Here is a 17314-nt window from a genome sequence, read left to right on the forward strand (position 1 = left end):
CAGAGGGTCAGACGCCGCCCCGAGGGCTGGCACTTGCCGGACAGCGTAAGCGACCACCACGACCACTGCTGCGAAGGCACGCCGGCCGGCTGCGCAGTCTGTCGCAGAGCCGGTGACAGGGATGGGTTGTGTCACCGCGCAACTAAGGCGGGTATAAATCTTCCGGCGCTGACCTGGGAAGACTGTCCAATCAGTCCCCATCAGGACTGGAAATGGATCCTGAGCTGGGCGAACGTGCCGCTCCAGAGGTAGCGATAACCGCTGGTACTAGCTAGGGTGAGGGGGACGGTTCCGGTAGTACCGGTCCCGTCCGGGGCCCGAGGAATACGGGTTGGCTACTCGGCCCCGTGATCTCCAGACGGCCCTAGTCCCCGCGCCCGGGTAGCCCCCGGAGGCAGCGCGACAGGCTCAAGCCCTGGAGAAGTCGTCATGACGATGTCCACGAAGGAGCGCGCCGCGAAGGCCGGCCGCGCCCGGATGGAAGCCCTCAGCCCGGAGCAGCGCCGCGAGCACGCGCGCCGCGCTTACCTGGCCGGTGCCGTCAACGCCGTAGTGGAGCGGGCCCCAGAGCTGACCCCTGAGCAGGCCGCGAAGCTGCGCGCCATCTCCGGCACCGCCGCTGGCACCTCTGGCCGCCTGACCGCCTGAACTGTCCCCAGAAATCACGGACGCGCTGGAGCGCGTGAAGTCGGACCCCGAGCACCGGGAGGCTCTGAGCCGCCTCCTGTCTGAGGCGTACGAAGCGCCGATGGACGCCCTCCCCCACCTGGCCGCCCAGGAGTTCACGGTCCGCCGGCTCCACCGGCTCCAGGTGGCCCTGGCCCACCAACGGGTGACGGTCACGCCGCTCCCGCTGGAGGAGGGGGATGGGCACGTCGGCTCCGGACGCAACTACTTCACGTTCCCGTGCCCGGAGTGCGGTGAGGAGGTTGGGGCCATGGGCCGTGAGCCGGACGAGGCCCCGGTGGACCCGTTTGGATACGCACACCTGACCCACGCCCGCACACCCGCCGCCGCGCTGTGCCGCCTGTTCGTCCGCGACGGACAACCGCTGACGTCCGGTGACTTTACGGATGCCCTGGCGGAGCGCCTGGGCCTGAAGGTGGCCGGCGTGGACCTGCCACTGGTTTGCCTGAAGCGCCAGATGGCCGGTGGCGGCGTGGAGTGGCTGATCCCCGGCGTGATGGAGCGCGGGAAGCTGGCCGCCCTCTTCGGTCCCCCGAAGGCAGGAAAGTCCCTTCTGGCCCCTGGAGTGGGCCGTGAAGCTGGCCCAGGGCGGCCAGCGGATGGTCTACCTGGATGAGGACAACGACCCGGATGAGGTGGACGCGCGCTTGGAGGCCATGGGCGTGGACCCGGGGAAATTCACCGGCCTGACCTACCACTCGTTCCAGGGCTGGACCGTGGACACGGAGGACGGGGCCGCGCGCATCCTGGCCACGTGCCAGGGAGCGGACTTGGCGGTCTTCGACTCCTGGGCGAAGTTCTTCATGGGCGGAAGCCAGTCCGACGACGCCACGGCCAACCGGGCTTACCGACTGGTCCTGAAGCCGCTGAGGGCCGCTGGTGTCGGCATCCTCCGGCTGGACCATTCCGGCCACGATGAGGCCCGCCGCCCGGCTGGCTCCATCCAGAAGCTGGCGGACGTGGACCACAACTGGATGGTGCGCGCGAAGAAGGTAGACCGGGGACAGCCGGTTCCGGTCACCCTGACTCACACGGAGAGCCGGACCGGGCGGGGTGAGGACGTGATCACCCTGGTCCGGGAGGTGTCCCCCGTGCTCCGACACGTGGACGCCAGCGCGGACCGGGTGGTGAAGGTTCAGGAGGTGACCGGCTCCACGGATGCGGAGAAGATGGCCGCCCTGGTGGAGGTCCTGGACGACATGTCCATCCCCACGGACTGGAGCATCCGGACGGTCCAGGAGGCCCTGAAGAAGGCGGGGAAGGGCACGCGGCCAGGGATCATCTCCGACGCTCAGAAGGCCCGACGCTCCACGCCGGCTCCGGCCTGAGTGTTTCCCAAGATCGACTAGCCCGGGAAACAGTCCTGATGCGGACTGTTTCCCGGGGGGCGGGAAACACCGGAGCCGGCGGCCAGGGGAAGCCCAGCTCAAACGCCATCCCACTGTTTCCGGGAAACACCCGGAAACACCAGACCCGAGGTGTTTCCCGGGGAGCGTTTCCCTCCCCCCTACGAAGTGGGGGGGGAGGGGAAACACCTCCCCGGACACCGGCTTTGGGAATCAGACAGGACTTCAAGATCAGCCAGCAACGCGGCCAGGAGGAGCCCTCCCCTGGCCGCTCAGTTCCCCGGCGGTCATACCCTGGCCGCCTGAGCCAGCCGGTCCGAAGGAGACAGACCATGACCCAGCCCATTGCGATCTCCGTGGCTAAGCCCTCTGGGCAGCCTGGGCGGTAGATCGGAAGCTGAGGCACCCCAGCCGCCAGGAGCTGGCCCGGCTCACCACGGACCAACTCCTGGACACCCTCTCGAACCACCAAGCCGCCGCAGAAGACGTGGAGGCAGAGGTGGTGTACGGCCTTTGGATGGAGGACGGGGACTCCTTGGCTGGGCCCATAGTGAAGACCGGCATGGTCCCGGAGGGGAACTTCTACCTCTTCGGGGAGACGCCGGAGGAGGCTCTGGAGACCGCCAACAGGTTCCGGGAGAGGAGCCTGTCAGCGATCAAGGAGGAGTTGGCGCGTCGCGCGTCGGAACGCCGCTGAGCCCTCCCTGGCCGCCTAACTCGCTGGCTGGGCGGGGTTGGGCGGTCGCCCAACGGAATCCCCAGGCCAGGGGCTATGTCTTGCTGGTTAGGCGGGGCTGGGCGGCCAGGACAAGGGCTCCGGAGCCAGAGAATGGATCTCCAGGAAGTACGTCGGCCGCCTTGTTGAAGTCGTGGGTGAAGACGGGGCCGGAGATGAACTCCGGCCCCGTCCCCGTGCTAGTTGCGGCGGCGGGCGGGCCGCTTGCGGAGCACCACCGCGATGGCGCTGATAGCCGCCAGAGCGACCCCGCCGATCGTGGTAATGGCCACCTGGGCGATGCCGCCCATGTCCGGCCCGCTGAGCTGGACGATGTAGACCAGCGCGCCGATGGACAGCGCCGCGATCAGCACGAGCGCGCCGATCAAGACGTGTTCCACGCCGCCGCCGGTCTCCCCGGTCTGGCGCTGTCGGGACCCTCTCGTTACCGTGGTCACCTGGTGTCGTTCTCCTTCATGTAAGTCCCTGCCAGGACGTGGTGGATGCGACCGTTCAAGGCGGCCCCTGGGTTGCAGCCCAGGGGACCCGCCGCCTTGACCCAGACATGCAGGCCGGTCGTTCTCGGAGACTGTAGCGACCGAAGAGGACAGAGCCCGTTTTTCGCGAGCCATCTCCGCGCGTCACAGTGCTCAGGTTGTACACGAGGCTGTCTAGAGTCCGGACCGCCCGACCTGCCCAGTCGGCTGTTCTCGGAGGACTGTATCGGCGCTAAATCGGCGGCTCCACCGTCCGCGCCGACTGTCGTTCCGCGTGGGCCACCCCGATCAGTGCAGTTGGGCATCCACCACGCGGGCATCCGCCCTGCTCAGCGGCGTGCGTTCTGGCTGCTCTGACCGCTGCAAGTGCTTGCCGAAGACGTCCTTCTTGGGGATCTCCGGTCGGTCAGGAAGTCCATCTGGTGGAGACGCCGCCGCCGCGCGGGAGCCGAAGATTGTTCTTGTCGGAGATCTCCTTCTGCACCTACACCTAGGCGTTGTGCAGGGGCGGGGCGAGTCCTCACAGAAGAGGTTGAACGCACTGGCCAGCCGGCATATCCGCCCCGTGGCCACGCCAGAAGACCTTCTTCTTCAGGTTCAGGTACGTGCTCCGGCAGGGGGCGATCCACGAAGTGGTGTCCATCCGGGGCCACTTGACGTAGTGCTGCTGCACCCGAAGTTGCCGCTGGCGAGCCCAGCCCGACTCGACTCAGGTCCGCCGATCAACGACGAGGACAACGCGATCGGCCAAGCCGGTACCCGGGTCGGCCGACCGCGATGCCGACGTCTACACCCCCTCCCCGATGCCCAGCTGCACCTGGATCTCCTGGGCGCGTTCGGCCGCCGCGCTGGCGCCGTAGTGCCGGGGCATGTCCTCGGAGGTCCAGCCCAACATCAGCATCAGGTCGCCGGTGTTTCCGCCGGCACGCTTCCACTCGTGGGCGAAGTTGTGCCGCCAGCGGTGGGCGTGCACGTTCGCAACGCCTGCGGCGAAGCCCAGCCGCTTCAGGCGAATCTTGATGCCGTTGGCCGCCAACCTCCGGCCGCCACGGTCGGCGAGCCACAGATCCGGCAGTTCCGAACCCTTGTGTTTGCCTCGCGCCCGTAGGTAGCGGCTGATGGCCCGGGCTGTCTTCGGTCCGAATCGGACCCGGCGGTCCTTGGCACCCTTGCCGTGGTAGTGCACCGACTCGGTGTTGAGGTCGACGTCATCGAGCAGCAGGTTGCCGACCTCCGACAAACGCGCTCCGGTGTTGTAGTACAGGCGAATGATCGCCTCGTCGCGCAGGTGCGGAAAGGTCTTGCCCTTGCAGGCGTCGAGGAGCTTCTTCGTGTCCTCGTCCCTGATGATCGGGATTAGCTTCTGTGGGGTCTTGGGCTGTCGGACCCGGTCCATCGGAGAGCGGTCGATGTCCTCCTAGACCAGCAACCACTTGAAGAACTGCTGCAGACCTTTGTGCTTGTTCAACGCGGTCGACGCCGACCGGGTCTCGATCATCCACGCCTGAAACGCCTCCGCATGTCCCCGGGTCACCTCGGTGGGGTCCTCGGCGGCGTCGGCGGCATCGGGGTCGGGCGAGTGCTCGGCCAGGTAGCGGGCCAGTTGCGCCGCGGCGAGGAGGTAGTTGTACCGGGTCGTCTCCGGGTAGTTGCCCGCCCGCAGCGTCCGGTCCCAGTCGCGCAGGTACCCCGCCCAGGTCGAGGACAGGTCAGTGGTGAGCTTGTTCAGGTCCAGTAGAGCCATGTCGGTCACCCGTCGAGTCAAGGGGTCGATAAGCGGCGTGCTTGACCTCGACGAACCACCGTGATCACAAAAAAGAGGGCTTCCACAGGCTCTGACCTGTGGAAACCCTCTCGCTGTCGGGACGGCCGGATTCGAACCGACGACCCCTTGACCCCCAGTAGTCCGGTGGTCCAGCGGCATGCTCAGGCACGTTTTCCCAGGTCGGTGAAAGCATATAACGGCCGAGTAAAGGAGTCCTCGCACCACTCCCCGGACTGGATGCAACGGCTGTTGATGCCGGTCAGCCGACGGTGGCCACCTCGGTGACCGCGCGCCAGCGCCAACTCTCTCGCACGTATTGGATCTGCAGGCCGGCACGTTGCAGGTTGGTGAGGGAGTGGTTAGTCATACCTTCGGTTGGGTCGGCCGTCTCCGCCACCAGCCATTCACAGCCGGCGGCGCCGGCAGCCTCGATGCGGGCCGCGATCAGAGCCGACTGAGCTCCGCGTCCTCGGTGACTCGGCAGCGTCGAGCCGGTGTTCAGGGAGGCGACCCGACCGTGTACGAAGAGATTGGCTCCGGCGACCAGGTCGTCACCGTCCCAAACGCCGAAGGCGTGAGCCCCGGCTGTCCGACGGTGGCCGACAGAAACCGCACGAGCGAAACGCTTTGAATTCCGAAGCCCTCCATCACCACCGTGCCCCACTCCTGCGCGTCACCTGCCGACACCGGCTCGACGCGCAGCCGACTCTCGGTGTGGCACCGCAACTGGGCAACAGGGGCGGCGAGCTTGATCTGGGATCCGGCCGGCTCGCGTTGGTGTGAGGCACAGATCGCCTCCCAGTCCGCCGGCATCGCCGACGGCGCAACCTGGATCATCGCGGTCGGCGTGCGGTGAGCACGGTAGAAGTCGACAACCTGGTCCACGAGTCCGCCGCCGACGGGCTCGGTGAAGCCCAGCGCCTTGCTGAAGATGCTAACCGGATTGTTCCGCATCGCCACTGCCACTCCCCCGCCGATCCGGGTCTCGGTCATGCCAAGATGCTCCCGAACACCCGATGGCGCTTGCGACAGGTAGGCGTACAGATACTCCGCTTCGATCGTTTCAAGCATGGCCGTGGTCGGTCGCATCGACAACTCGCTCACTGTGTATAGATGGTGGTAATGGGAGGAATTTCGACTCCTCTGGCCTGGCTCGGCTCCTGACCGTACGGGGCGCCGGGGTGGCTGGCCGACTGGTTCCGGCTGCGGCGTCGCGCCAACTCGCACCCGGCCCTGGGCGGTTCACCGGTTCCCGCCGTGGATCGCCGTGGTCGCTGCAAGGCTGGGAGTTCGCGCGAGTCGGAGTCGCTCAAACACGTCTCGCCGCTCCCGGAAGATCCAGGTGAATGGCGACGTCCTGCCGTCGGCGCGAGGATCGAAGAGATCCGTCTCCCAGATCGTGATGTCCCGTACCACCAGTACGTTGATCAGACAGTGCTCGACGCCGAGGGCACTCTCGCCGACCACCATGTCGTACACCGGCGCCAGCCCGTGCGAGCGCTGCCCGTTCGACCAAATTACCTCGGTGGCGGGGTCCACCGGGCGCTGACGGACCGCATCGACGCCTTGCGCGTGCCCGCCGTCAGCAGCGTAACGGCCTCGGCGCGCCGCTCGGCGACCCGGACGGCGACCTCCTCGTGCTGGTCCGGTGCCGTCCGTTTCAGAGTGGTGGGCAGTTGAGTACGGACATCACTGAAACGGTTGCGGACGGTGCCAACCGGCACGCCGCATGCTGCGGCGATGTGCTGATACGACTGCGCCCGGCGGCCCGCTCACCCTGTGGATCCGCGGCACCAACACGCTGCGCCGAATAGAGGGCAGGTGGCTCGTCCTGAACGATCACGTGTCGGTGCCGGTGGACATCCAATCCGGTAGCGCCTGCCTGGACCTGCGACCGTGAGGCTTCGCCTGCGCCCGACGGGCTCAACAGGATCTTCCGATGCCGTCAGCTCAAGCACGGGCGGACCAAGTTCCTCGCGCTGCCCGAGGCCGATGCGCGGTCGTGGAGCGACAGGCGGCGTCATCGAGATCATCGATCCGCGCAGGTATTCGCGCAGGACCTCTTCTCGCGGCTGGAGCCGTCGTCGAGTCGTTCGACCCGGAACGCGAATTCTGGGATATACCGACTGCTGCGGAACGGCGCAACTATCCTGTCGATCCCTGTCGGTCGGCAACCTCGACGACCTCGAGATCCTGGTTCCGGACCGAGCACGCACCGAGCCGCGGCAGCACGCCAAAAAGTACGATGGGCGACGAGAGGTTGCCAGCAGTCGGAGGGCGAGTCGCCGCCCTCACGAAGTGCGAACGAGGAGTCCGTTTCGTGGCCCACCGCATGTCCGTGATCGCCGTACCTGACGCTGAACTGGACGAGCTGCGCGCACGCCTTCGGCACACCCGCTGGCCGACCCGCTGGCCTGGCCCCCGATGGCAGGCCGGCACCGACATCGACGAACTGCAGCGCCTGGTAGACTACTGGTCCTCGAGCTATGACTGGCGCAGCCACGAGGCCGCGGTCAACGCGCTGCCCTGGCACACGGCCGACATCGCCGGAACACCCGTACGGTATCTCCGCTTCGACGCTGACCGCCCCGATGCGCTGCCGATCGTGCTGACGAACGGGTGGCCCAGCACGTTCCTCGAACTGATCCCCCTAGCCCGGCGGCTGGCCACGCCGTCGGCCTACAGCAACGACGACGCCGACGCGTTCACCGTCATCGTCCCGTCGCTGCCCGGGTTTCCCTTCTCTCCTGCCCGGCCCTCGCTCGAGCAGCCACTGCAGACCCACGAGATCTGGCACGATCTCATGCAGACCGTCCTCGGCTTCACTCGATACGCCGCCCACGGCAGCGACCTGGGCGCGGGCATAACCTCACGGCTCGGCGGGGCCCATCCCGAAGCATTGGTCGGCATCCACCTGACGGCCGTCGCCAGCCCGTCCGACGCCACCGACGTGACCATTGAGGAGCAGACGTACCTAGACTCTGTCGCGCGGTGGTCGGCCGACGAGGGCGGCTACCAGCATCAGCAGAGCACCAAGCCGTTGACCTTGAGCTACGGCCTGGCCGACTCACCTGCCGCGCTGCTCGCCTGGATGCTCGAGAAGTACCGCGCCTGGAGCGACTGCGGCGGGAACGTATCCGCCCGCTTCGGCGACGACTTCCTCCTGACCCAGGCGTCGCTGTACTGGTTCACCGGGGCCATCTCGACCTCGTTCCGGCCCTACTACGAGTACGCCCAAGGGCTGACCAGGCGGGTGGAGAGGGTCGACGTGCCCACAGCGGTCGCCCTGTTCCCGGCCGACCTCACCCAGCCGCCCCGCAGTTGGGCGCAGCGCATCTACCACGTCACCCGGTACACGCGCATGCCCCGCGGCGGCCACTTCCCCGCCTACGAGGAACCAGACCTGCTCGCCAACGACCTGACCGAGTTCTTCCGCGACCACCGATCGTGACGCCAGGCCACCCGCCCTCTGGACGGCTACCCGCGCAAGCATCCTTCCGTTGCGCAGAGTTCGCGGGCTCGGCTTGCCGTCGTTGGACGCTGCTGTCGCGCGGCGCTCCGCTGTTCGTGGTCGGACCGTTATCGGCTCGGCCGAAATCCACGCTGCGGGTGAGCCTGCCGACGTTACAGAAGCATCCGGAGCACCAGACACTCGAGGTTGGCGACGCCCAGCGCGGGGTGAATGACGGTGCTCTTCAGGCTGTCCCGACAGGTGTGCAGCGACCACCGCGGCGGGGACTGCGATCAGTTCGGCGGTGGCGTCAGCCTCGGCCGGCCAGTACGCGGTCGACGAAGGTGCCGGACAGGCCGGTGTAGCGGGTGGGATCGAGGAAGTGTTGCAGCGCCTTCCGGTCGAGGTGCTCGGTGATCTGCCGCCAGCAGGTCGATGAGGCGTCCTTTTGCCTTGAAGGACGTCGGCGGCGATCCCGGAAATTTTGTCGTGCGCACCTTCGCGGTCGATAGTGGGCGCGAGGGCCATCATGACCGCTTCGGTGTTCACCAGCCCGTCGGTCGATGCGAGGTTGGTGAACATCTTGTCGGGGTGGACGACGAGCCCCGAGAGCAGGTAGTTCGCCTGGTGCAGCGCGCCGGTGGTGTAGGAGCAGATTCGGGCAGCACGAGCCACTCGATCTCCCTCGTGCCGGTGGCACGTTCGAAGTCGGCGTCCGCGGCGTTGAGCAGGGCAGCGGCCTGCTGCCGCACATGCTGCCGCAGGCGGTGATGTAGGCGGAGAGTCGGCGCCCGCTCGCTCGTGACGCCGAGCATTCACCTGCTCATGGCCTTGACCGCTGGAGAGCGCCGGGCTCGTCGGTCGGGCTCACCGCGGCCAGGGTCAGTTCGACCATGTATCGATCGAGGCGATCGTCGAAGCCGTCGTAGTGCGCGGCCATGGCCGTACGCGGTGGGTCGTTCCGCGACAAGCGCCATTTCGCGGCGTCCGCGATCTTGGTACGGCACCCAGAGGGGGACCTGCTGATCGACGCGGGCTTCGGCGCCGACGTCACGGCACACGTCACGATGCTTCCCCGCCTCGTACGCGCTCCTCTTCAGGTGGGCCGCACGGTCGGCGAGCAGCTCGATGCTGTCGGCTACGACCGCAACCGCCTGCTCGGTGTGCTGCTGACCCACTCGCACTGGGACCACTCGAGCGGCCTCGACGGCTTGCTGGGCACGCCGATCTGGATGAACGCGAACGAGCGGCGACACGCTGCCGAAGACCCGGACGGGAAGGTGTTCCGCCTGGTCTCCACGGGGCATGAGATCCACGAATATACATTCGAAAACCGGCCGTACCTCGGATTCCCGACAAGCTACGACGTGTACGGCGACGGCTCAGTGGTCGTCGTCCTCGCGGGCGGCCACACGACCGGCTCCGTGATCGTCTTCGTGACCGTTCCCTCGGGCCAGCGGTACGCCTTCATCGGCGACTTGACCTGGCAAATCGACGGCATCCGCCGCCGCGTCGAACGGCCGTGGCTGCTGAGCAAACTCGCCGACAGCGACCCTGAACAGCTGCGCCAGGACCTGCTGCGCATCATCGCCCTGGACGCGCTGATGCAGATTGTCCCCGCGCACGATCTCGGCTCCTACGACGGCATCCCGCTGCTGACACCCGAAGCCGCGGCGCAGTTCCGGTGACAACGTACGGTTCTGCGATGCGCACACCATCACCACCGGCGCCCAAGGCCGCCGGCCCGAGTCCCTCCGTCGACTCCGAGATCACCTGGCTGCTGCACCGAGCCGCCCAACGGATGCGCGGCGCGACCGGCGACGTGGCCGAGCAGCACGGCCTCACCCTGCGCGACTACATCGTGCTGAGCGCCCTCGACAAAACCCCCGGCCTCACCCAGTCCGACCTGGGCAAAAACCTGGGGCTGGACAAGACCACGCTGATGAGCCAGCTGGACCGGCTCGAGCGCAGAGGCCTGGTCCTGCGCCACAGCGCCCCTGGCGATCGCCGCCTGCGCATCCCGAAGATCACCACCGAGGGCGAGGCCCAGCGAGCGACAGTAGCCGCCGCCTGCTCCGCCGTAGAAACCTCGATCCTCGACGCCGTCAGCCCGGACCAGATCCAGGCCATGCGCCACGTCCTCGTCACCATCATCGGCGACGCCGAGGACCGGGGATCATGCCTGTAAATCACCAGGAGAACACCAAGCCCCGCCCTTCACCATCCGAAGGCGTTGACAATGAGGTAAGGGTACTGTCGATGATGTTGACTAAGCCGGCCGAAGGGCACTGCCGGGTTGGGTCAGCAAGTCTCATTGCGGATTGGGATCCACAGCTCGACGTCGGTGCCGGTGCCGGTGCCGGGTTGACTCGTGACGCAGACGTGGCCGCCTACCGCCTCGATCCGCTCCCGGATGGACCGCCGTAGTCCCAGCCCTTCGGTGACGGCGTCCAGGTCGAACCCGTTGCCGTTGTCGACGACGCTGACCACGAGGTGACGGCCGCTCGGATCGCGGGCAGCGCGCACCACCGCGCTGCGCACCCCGGCGTGCTTTGTGACATTGGTGAGGGCTTCCCGGACAGCGCCGCCAACCGCGACGGCGACGCCTGGACCGGGTTCCATACCGACGCGGCCCGCGCGCAGGGCCACCACATTGAGGTCGATCCGCAGCCCGCGCCGGGTCTGCTCACGTACCACGTCGTGCAGCACACCGAGAAGCGAATCCGGCGGTCCGGGCCGGCCACCTTCGACCAATGCCCGCAGCCACACCGCTTCGTCCCGCACGTGGGCGTGCAGGTCCGGGTCGGTCAGCGTCGGGTCCCGGGCCAGCATTTCCAGCGTCTGCAGGGCCCGATCGTGCAGCACCCGGGCGTATTCGGCTGCCTGTCGCTGTGCCGCTGCCTCGGCGGCGCGGGTCAGCGCCTTCGCTTCGGCGGCGTCGGCCACCGCGCCGGAGCGGCGTACTCCGGTCGAGACCAGGAAGGTGACCACGGCGTTGATGCCGTAACTGAGCGAATCCGGCACGAAGTTGCCGAACGACTCCTGCTGGACCACCAGGCGGGCGCTCCAGTAGGCCGCCATCAGCACGACGGCCGCCGCGACCACCTGGCCGAGCCGCCGGTAGCCGATGCCGATCGCGATCGCCGTCAGCAGCGTGAACGGGTACATGAAGAACGCCCAGGTGTGCAGGCCGAACCCCGTCGGCAGCCACGCCTCGACGTACAACGCGATGGCGCAGAACACCACGTCGGCGGTGAGCGTGCGGCGGTCCACCCGCCGCTTGCGCCACCAGTGCACGGCGAGGGCCACCGATTCCCCGGTGACTACCAGCGCGAGCACGATGGCCGGGCCCAGGTCGGCGAACTGGTGGGCCACCGCAGGCAGGGCGAGGGCGAGCTGGGCCAGGGCGCCGAGCCGGAACAGCACGGCCGCCCGGGCCAGCGCCGTCTCGGCGCGCAGCGCGTTCGCTCCGGGCGCCGCCATCGGTACGGACGGCGTCGGCTCCTTCACAGGCACCGGTCGACGGTAGGAGCGCGGCCTTTGACGTCGGTCATCCGGTGTGGACGCGCCCGTTGGGCCATGTCGTCATTCCGCCCGCTCGCCCATTGGTCCACAGAGATAGTCTCTTATGGATGCCATAATGGGCAAGACCGGAGCCCCACCCGGGGTCGGGAGGGGCTCCGGCGGAGCTGGGTCAGATCAGTACCACTCCTGGTTGGCGCCGCCGCCACAGCCCCACTGCTGCAGCGGGGTGCCGTCGGTGGTGCCGCGGCCGGTGATGTCCAGGCATTTGCCGCTGTTGCGGTTGCGGATCTGCCAGACCGGCCAGCCGTTGACCATCCTGCCCTTGCTCTCCCAGGTCCAGAGTTGGTCGGTGCGGCCGTTGCAGTCCCACTCGACCACCGGCGCACCGTCATCGGTGCGGCTTGCGCTCACTCCGACGCACTTGCCGGTGCCCTTGTTGGTGAGCCGCCAGTAGCCGTCTCCGTTGCTCTGGCGGATCCACCACTGGGCGTCGGTGTTGTCGCCGGTCCAGATCTGGATCTTGGTACCGTTGCCGGCCCTGGAGTGGTCGAGGTCCATGTACTTGTTGGTGGCCGGGTTGATCCAGGTCTCCGGGCCGCCCGGGGTGCCCACCGCGCCACCGAAGTGGATGAAGTTCAGGCCAGCGGTGGCCACCGTGTGCTGGCCGTACGTGTATGAGGCGTTGCCGTTCCACGGGCCGGCGTAGTTGTAGTCCTCGACGGTGACGGTGCCGTTGCCGACGCCGATCACCCAGGCCACGTGGCCGGCTGAGCCGGCGCCGTCCACGTTCGGCGGGAACTGCGCCACCGAGCCGACGGCCGGGCGGGTGTCGACCGGTACGCCGCTCTGCCGCGCCGCGTTGGCCCAGTTACTGGCGTTTCCCCAGGTCACCCCGCCGTACTGGTTGGTGAAGTTCACGTGGGCGTCGTTGTTGATCCGCCAGGCGACGAACGAGGTGCACTCCCGCGTGTAGAAGTTCCACCGGTCCACCTGGTCCACCCCCGATCCGGCGTACGGATAGTCGTTGCGGGCGGTCGTCGCGTGCGCGACCCCGCCGACACCGAGCACCGTCGCGGCCAGCGCGGTCACCAGCGCGACGAGCACGTTGACGGCACGGGTACGAATGGACATGAGTAGCTCCCTCTGTCCCGGGGGTCGTCGGGTGACGACCCGTACCCAGAGCATCGCCAGTTGTCGAAGCGTGGGCACCATCCGTCATTCGTTGACCGCGTTGCCCCACAGCCGTGTGGTGTGCTTGTCCGACATGACAGCGGCAACCCGCCGGGCCATGCTGGGCACGCCGACCGGCGGGCCGGTCGCATGGTGCATTGCGGCGAGCCGGAGACGATGTGACAGCGACCGAAGACAACGGGCCGGAACGCGATTCTGAGATGATCCGCGTCGCCATCGTGGACGACCACCCGATCGCCCGTCGAGGCGTCCAGGCCGCCCTCGCCGAGAGCGGCGCGTTCGACCTGGTCGCCTCAGTTGACTCACCGGCCGCGCTGGTGGACACGCCCGACACCCTCCCCGACGTCATCGTGCTGGACCTGTACCACGATCAGCGACCGTGCCTGCCCGACGTGACCCGGCTCTCAACGCGTACCCGGGTGCTGGTGATGTCGGCGTCCGGCGCTCCGGAGGACGTCCTGAGTGCGATCCGGGCCGGCGCCCGCGGCTACCTCACCAAACACGCCCAGCCGGCGGAGTTCGCGGCCGCCGTCGAGCTGGTGGCCAGCGGGGGCTTCTGGCTGTCCTCACAGCTGGCGGACATCATGCAGACACTGCTCGGCGCGCCCGACCGACGGGCTGAGCCCGAGGTGCGACTGTCGCCGCGCGAGGAACAGGCGCTGGATCTGATTGCGCGGGGCTTCACCCACGCCCAGGCGGCGACCCGGATGGGCGTCAGCAAAGCCACGGTGGACACCTACGTGGAGCGCATCCGAGCCAAACTGCATGTCGGCAACAAAGCGCAACTGACCCGGGTCGCACTGCGCCGGTCGTCCCAACACACGCCCGGCCAGCCCTGCTGATCCCGCACGTCATCGCCGTAGGAGCCGGTGACCGCGCCGGTATTCGGCCGAAACCGGACCGCTAGCGGCCCGGCCCGGTGTGCTGTCGGATCGGCCCGCCGGCCCCCGAGGAATGTCGCTCAATACCAGTGCTGGTCGGCGTGGCCATTGCAGCCCCACTGCACCGCCCGGGCACCCTGCGCGTTGCCGCCTCCATCGATGCCGAGGCACAGCCCGGAGTTGCCGTTGACGATCTGCTGGACCGGCCAGCCGTTCACCCACTGACCGGTGGCCTGCCAGTACCAGCGCTGGTCGGCGTGGCCGTTGCAGTCCCACTCGACCACCGTGGCGCCCTGCGTGCGACTACCACCGCTGACCCCGACGCACTTGCCGCTGGCCCGGCTCATCAGCTCGTAACCGCCCGCCGGGCTGATGACCCGCACCCACCACTGCGGGTCCGAGCCGTTGTACGGCCACTGTTGGATCTTGGTGCCGTTGTCTGTCCTACCGTGGTCGAGGTCGAGCGCCATGCCCGACCCCGGGGTCAGCCAGGTTTCACCGAGATCACCCGTGGACCACGACCCGTCCAGCAGATTGAACCAGTCATTCGGGATCGGGGCCTCTCCCGGGTCGACGTTCATCGTCGCCCCGTAAACCTTGAGCACCCGGAAGACGGCGTCGAGGCAATTGTTGTAGGTGGTCATGTAGCCGGCAGACGCGTTGCGGGCGACCTGCTCGTTGGCCGCTCCGACCGCGCTGGTCGGCGTGTTCCGGCACTTGTAGCGGGTGTAAGGGTGCGCGGGCTGCGGCTGCCGGTCGGTGCCGGGGAAGTACGTCTGGTTGGTGAAGTCGCGGAGCACATGGTTCCAGTCGCCCTGGGCGCTCCACGCGCCGTTGAACTCGCCCGGCTCGATCCGCATGTCGCCGTTCGGGTTCTCCGTGGAGCCGTACACCCAGGTGCTGGTCCCGCCAATCAGATATGCCCAGCCGACATGGCCAGCGTGTGCGGGGCCGAAGACCGTGCCGATCTCGGCCCCGGCCGGTTCCAGGAAGACGCAGGCGCGCCCTGGACCCAACGCGTAGGCAGGCGTGCCGGTGACCGCCACGGCCGCTGCCGCCGCGCCGATGGTGGCCATCGCCACGGCGATGGCCCGGGACAGAATGCTACGAAGGAACACTGTGGCCCCCCTTGAAGGGACGGGATGCGCGATGCGCGCGCTCGAAGCGTGGCACGCCGCAGCCGGTGTCCTCATGTCGGCAAAAGCGCCCACACGGCCGGCAGGGCCTGACCCCATCGTCGACGCCACCCTGATCCCGATCCGTGATCACCGCTTGGTCGCGTGGAGCAAGAAATACCAGTATTCGACGAAACCTGCAGCCATCTGGCGGTGAGGTTCGGCGTGACCGCCTATCCGAGAGGTGTGGTTGAACGGCTCAGCATCCCTCGGGCAACCAGCTCGATCGTGATCGTGACCGCGATCGCCTCGACAGCCAACAATGCCACGAGCACCAGGATCTGGGTCGCGCCGGCCTGCGTGGCCGAGCCACCTCCGAGCAGCACGCCGACGAACGCGCCAGGCAACGTGACGAGCCCGACAGTACGGGTCTGGTCGAGCGCGGGAACCAGCGCCTGGCCGGCCGTGGGGCGACACACTTCGAGCGCCGCGTCGCGCGGCAGGAAGCCCAACGCCAGGGCTGCTTCGTACTCTCCTCGGCGGTTGTGCAGCTCGTCGAGTGCGCGCCGGCCAGCCAGCGAGGTGGCGGTCATCGCACCGCCGACCAGTATGCCGGCGATCGGCAGCACCGCGACCTCGGTCATCGGCATCGTGCCGGCGGCGATGATCGCCGCGCCCACAGGCGCCACCCCAGCGGCGATAGGCGCCGTCGCGGTCCAACCCGAGCGCAGCGGGGTGATCCGGCGCGCGGCCGTGGAGGCCGCGACCGCCACCATCACCACGATGAAGCCACCCGTCACCCACCATGAACGCAGCGCCGCCGTGATTAACAGCGATACGCCGGCCAACTGCACCACTGCCCGCGACGAAGCTCCGATCACCGCCCGTCCCAACCTTAACTGGCCGAGGACACTCGCCGTCGCCGCCACCGCGGCCAGCACCACCAGCACGGCGGCCAGCGGAAGCCCCACCGTTACCTGACCCGACTCCACCGGTGCAGTCAAACAGGCCAGCTTGACAAACACCCACAGCTTGTAGGAACTTGGCAGCGGCATGGTAAGCCAAGCCTAACATATTCAGGGGTACACCATGGGCACTGTCTTCTTCGCCAGCTATCTCATCGGGCTGCGCGACGGGCTCGAGGCTGCGCTGGTCGTCACAATCCTGCTGACAGTCCTGGCCCGCGCGCAACGACGCGATGGTCTGACCCCCCTGTGGGCAGGCGTCGCGGCGGCCATCGTGGTGGCCGCAGCGCTGGGCGCCGTACTCACCTACGTCGCGACGTCGCTGCTCAGCGGCATCCGCCTGGAGCTGTTCGAAGCCGTGACCTCCCTGATCGCGGTGGCGATGGTCACCTCCATGATCTTTTGGATGCGCCGCAGCGCCCGCACGATCAAATCGGAGATGACCACTCGACTCACTGAGGCCCTCGGTATGGGACGCACCGCGATTGCCTTGCTCGCGTTCATCGCGGTGATTCGCGAAGGCGTCGAGATGGTGTTGCTGGTCTTCTCCGCCGCCCAAGCTGCTGCACAGACGATCGCGCCGCTGCTCGGCATGATCTCCGGGGTCCTGTCCGCTGTGCTGCTCGGCTGGCTCATGTACCGGGCTGTGGCGCGCATCAACCTGGGCCGGCTGTTCATCTGGACGGCGGTCCTGCTCATCCTCGTCGCGGCCGGCATCGCCAAGTACGCCGTGCACGGCTTCCAGATGGCCGGCGCGCTGCCCGGAGCCAACGCCCTCGCCTTCGACCTGTCGACCACCATCGAGCCGTCCTCCTGGTACGCCACGCTCCTCGCGGCCACGGTCAACCTGACTCCCCGGGCTACCCTGCTGGAGATCAGTATCTGGACCGCTTATGCCGTCGGGGTTCTGCTGCTGTTCTTCCGCCCGGCGAAGTCGACCCACGAGCGCCCACCAGCCGCGGCCAAGGTTCCCGTCTAACCGAACTGAGACGATGCACCCCGTTGCCCACGCCGAGCCTCACCGGCCCCCAGAACGGCGCCAGCGACTAGGTGCCGACGGTGGCGAAAGGTTGCGGTTCGCGGTGGCACAGCAGGGACCAGTAGGTCCTGCCGTCATGCCAAGCCGGACACGTCGCTGGTCACCGAGGACTGCCATCGTCGCACGCCACCTCAGAC

At 67.9% G+C, this 17314-nt stretch carries 19 protein-coding genes and 1 pseudogene; 10 read left to right on the top strand and 10 right to left on the bottom strand.

Features of this window, described 5'->3' with window-relative positions:
- Positions 1 to 429 precede the first annotated feature (429 nt).
- The 4 genes from ACLJN9_RS19455 (at position 430) to ACLJN9_RS19470 (ending at position 2730) form a co-directional block, all read left to right on the top strand.
- Positions 430 to 648 (top strand): hypothetical protein, encoded by a 219-nt coding sequence (locus ACLJN9_RS19455; RefSeq protein ID WP_410812843.1) that lies wholly within the window; start codon positions 430 to 432, stop codon positions 646 to 648.
- A gap of 100 nt (positions 649 to 748) precedes the next feature.
- Entirely contained in the window at positions 749 to 1303 is a 555-nt protein-coding gene (locus ACLJN9_RS19460) for a hypothetical protein (RefSeq protein WP_410812844.1), read from the top strand.
- Positions 1260 to 2015 carry a hypothetical protein gene (locus ACLJN9_RS19465; protein WP_410812845.1) on the top strand — a complete coding sequence of 252 codons (756 nt, stop codon included), beginning with the start codon at positions 1260 to 1262 and terminating at the stop codon, positions 2013 to 2015. The genes ACLJN9_RS19460 and ACLJN9_RS19465 overlap by 44 nt, the downstream gene beginning before the upstream one ends.
- Before the next feature lie 505 nt (positions 2016 to 2520).
- Positions 2521 to 2730 carry a hypothetical protein gene (locus tag ACLJN9_RS19470; RefSeq protein ID WP_410812846.1) on the top strand — a complete coding sequence of 70 codons (210 nt, stop codon included), beginning with the start codon at positions 2521 to 2523 and terminating at the stop codon, positions 2728 to 2730.
- Positions 2731 to 2948: 218 nt separating this feature from the next.
- Here the strand turns inward: ACLJN9_RS19470 and ACLJN9_RS19475 are convergent, their stop codons facing one another.
- The 6 genes and pseudogenes from ACLJN9_RS19475 to ACLJN9_RS19500 form a co-directional block, all read right to left on the bottom strand.
- On the bottom strand, positions 2949 to 3206 hold the full coding sequence (locus ACLJN9_RS19475; protein WP_410812847.1) for a hypothetical protein: 258 nt from the start codon (positions 3204 to 3206) through the stop codon (positions 2949 to 2951).
- Between the two features lie 826 nt (positions 3207 to 4032).
- Positions 4033 to 4641, bottom strand: coding sequence for a tyrosine-type recombinase/integrase (locus ACLJN9_RS19480; protein WP_410812848.1), 609 nt, complete (start codon positions 4639 to 4641; stop codon positions 4033 to 4035).
- Between the two features lie 21 nt (positions 4642 to 4662).
- A complete protein-coding gene (locus tag ACLJN9_RS19485) occupies positions 4663 to 4989 on the bottom strand; it encodes a phage integrase N-terminal SAM-like domain-containing protein (RefSeq protein WP_410812914.1) in 327 nt (108 codons plus the stop codon).
- Positions 4990 to 5446: 457 nt separating this feature from the next.
- Positions 5447 to 5557, bottom strand: a pseudogene (locus ACLJN9_RS19490) (hypothetical protein); the annotation flags it as partial.
- Positions 5509 to 6114: a hypothetical protein gene (locus ACLJN9_RS19495; RefSeq protein ID WP_410812919.1), complete on the bottom strand. Its 606-nt coding sequence runs from the start codon at positions 6112 to 6114 to the stop codon at positions 5509 to 5511. The gene ACLJN9_RS19495 and the pseudogene ACLJN9_RS19490, both read right to left, overlap by 49 nt.
- A gap of 138 nt (positions 6115 to 6252) precedes the next feature.
- Positions 6253 to 6489 carry a hypothetical protein gene (locus ACLJN9_RS19500; RefSeq protein WP_410812849.1) on the bottom strand — a complete coding sequence of 79 codons (237 nt, stop codon included), beginning with the start codon at positions 6487 to 6489 and terminating at the stop codon, positions 6253 to 6255.
- A gap of 841 nt (positions 6490 to 7330) precedes the next feature.
- Between ACLJN9_RS19500 and ACLJN9_RS19505 the strand changes: the two genes are divergently transcribed.
- The 3 genes from ACLJN9_RS19505 (at position 7331) to ACLJN9_RS19515 (ending at position 10649) form a co-directional block, all read left to right on the top strand.
- A complete protein-coding gene (locus ACLJN9_RS19505; protein WP_410812850.1) occupies positions 7331 to 8461 on the top strand; it encodes an epoxide hydrolase family protein in 1131 nt (376 codons plus the stop codon).
- Positions 8462 to 9399: 938 nt separating this feature from the next.
- Complete coding sequence (locus ACLJN9_RS19510; protein WP_410812851.1) at positions 9400 to 10149, top strand: MBL fold metallo-hydrolase; 750 nt, start codon at positions 9400 to 9402, stop codon at positions 10147 to 10149.
- A gap of 17 nt (positions 10150 to 10166) precedes the next feature.
- Positions 10167 to 10649, top strand: a complete 483-nt coding sequence (locus ACLJN9_RS19515; protein WP_410812852.1) for a MarR family winged helix-turn-helix transcriptional regulator — start codon at positions 10167 to 10169, stop codon at positions 10647 to 10649.
- A gap of 113 nt (positions 10650 to 10762) precedes the next feature.
- Here ACLJN9_RS19515 and ACLJN9_RS19520 read toward each other — a convergent pair whose 3' ends face one another.
- Both ACLJN9_RS19520 and ACLJN9_RS19525 read right to left on the bottom strand, forming a co-directional pair.
- Positions 10763 to 11977 carry a sensor histidine kinase gene (locus ACLJN9_RS19520; RefSeq protein ID WP_410812853.1) on the bottom strand — a complete coding sequence of 405 codons (1215 nt, stop codon included), beginning with the start codon at positions 11975 to 11977 and terminating at the stop codon, positions 10763 to 10765.
- 183 nt (positions 11978 to 12160) lie between these two features.
- A complete protein-coding gene (locus ACLJN9_RS19525; protein WP_410812854.1) occupies positions 12161 to 13117 on the bottom strand; it encodes an RICIN domain-containing protein in 957 nt (318 codons plus the stop codon).
- Positions 13118 to 13377: 260 nt separating this feature from the next.
- Between ACLJN9_RS19525 and ACLJN9_RS19530 the strand changes: the two genes are divergently transcribed.
- The gene (locus tag ACLJN9_RS19530) at positions 13378 to 14019 is read left to right on the top strand and encodes a response regulator (RefSeq protein ID WP_410812855.1); all 642 of its coding nucleotides are present in this window, start codon (positions 13378 to 13380) and stop codon (positions 14017 to 14019) included.
- 119 nt (positions 14020 to 14138) lie between these two features.
- Here the strand turns inward: ACLJN9_RS19530 and ACLJN9_RS19535 are convergent, their stop codons facing one another.
- Positions 14139 to 15176: an RICIN domain-containing protein gene (locus tag ACLJN9_RS19535; RefSeq protein ID WP_410812856.1), complete on the bottom strand. Its 1038-nt coding sequence runs from the start codon at positions 15174 to 15176 to the stop codon at positions 14139 to 14141.
- A 31-nt stretch (positions 15177 to 15207) separates the two neighbouring features.
- Between ACLJN9_RS19535 and ACLJN9_RS19540 the strand changes: the two genes are divergently transcribed.
- Complete coding sequence (locus ACLJN9_RS19540) at positions 15208 to 15390, top strand: hypothetical protein (RefSeq protein ID WP_410812857.1); 183 nt, start codon at positions 15208 to 15210, stop codon at positions 15388 to 15390.
- A gap of 16 nt (positions 15391 to 15406) precedes the next feature.
- Here ACLJN9_RS19540 and ACLJN9_RS19545 read toward each other — a convergent pair whose 3' ends face one another.
- A complete protein-coding gene (locus ACLJN9_RS19545) occupies positions 15407 to 16228 on the bottom strand; it encodes an ABC transporter permease (protein WP_410812858.1) in 822 nt (273 codons plus the stop codon).
- Positions 16229 to 16262: 34 nt separating this feature from the next.
- On the opposite strand from ACLJN9_RS19545, the gene efeU reads away from it, so the two are divergent.
- Positions 16263 to 17117: an iron uptake transporter permease EfeU gene (gene efeU / locus ACLJN9_RS19550; protein ID WP_410812859.1), complete on the top strand. Its 855-nt coding sequence runs from the start codon at positions 16263 to 16265 to the stop codon at positions 17115 to 17117.
- Positions 17118 to 17314 lie beyond the last annotated feature (197 nt).

Source organism: Micromonospora sp. 067-2 (genome assembly GCF_046549295.1).
In the GTDB taxonomy this organism is placed as follows: Bacteria; Actinomycetota; Actinomycetes; order Mycobacteriales; family Micromonosporaceae; genus Micromonospora.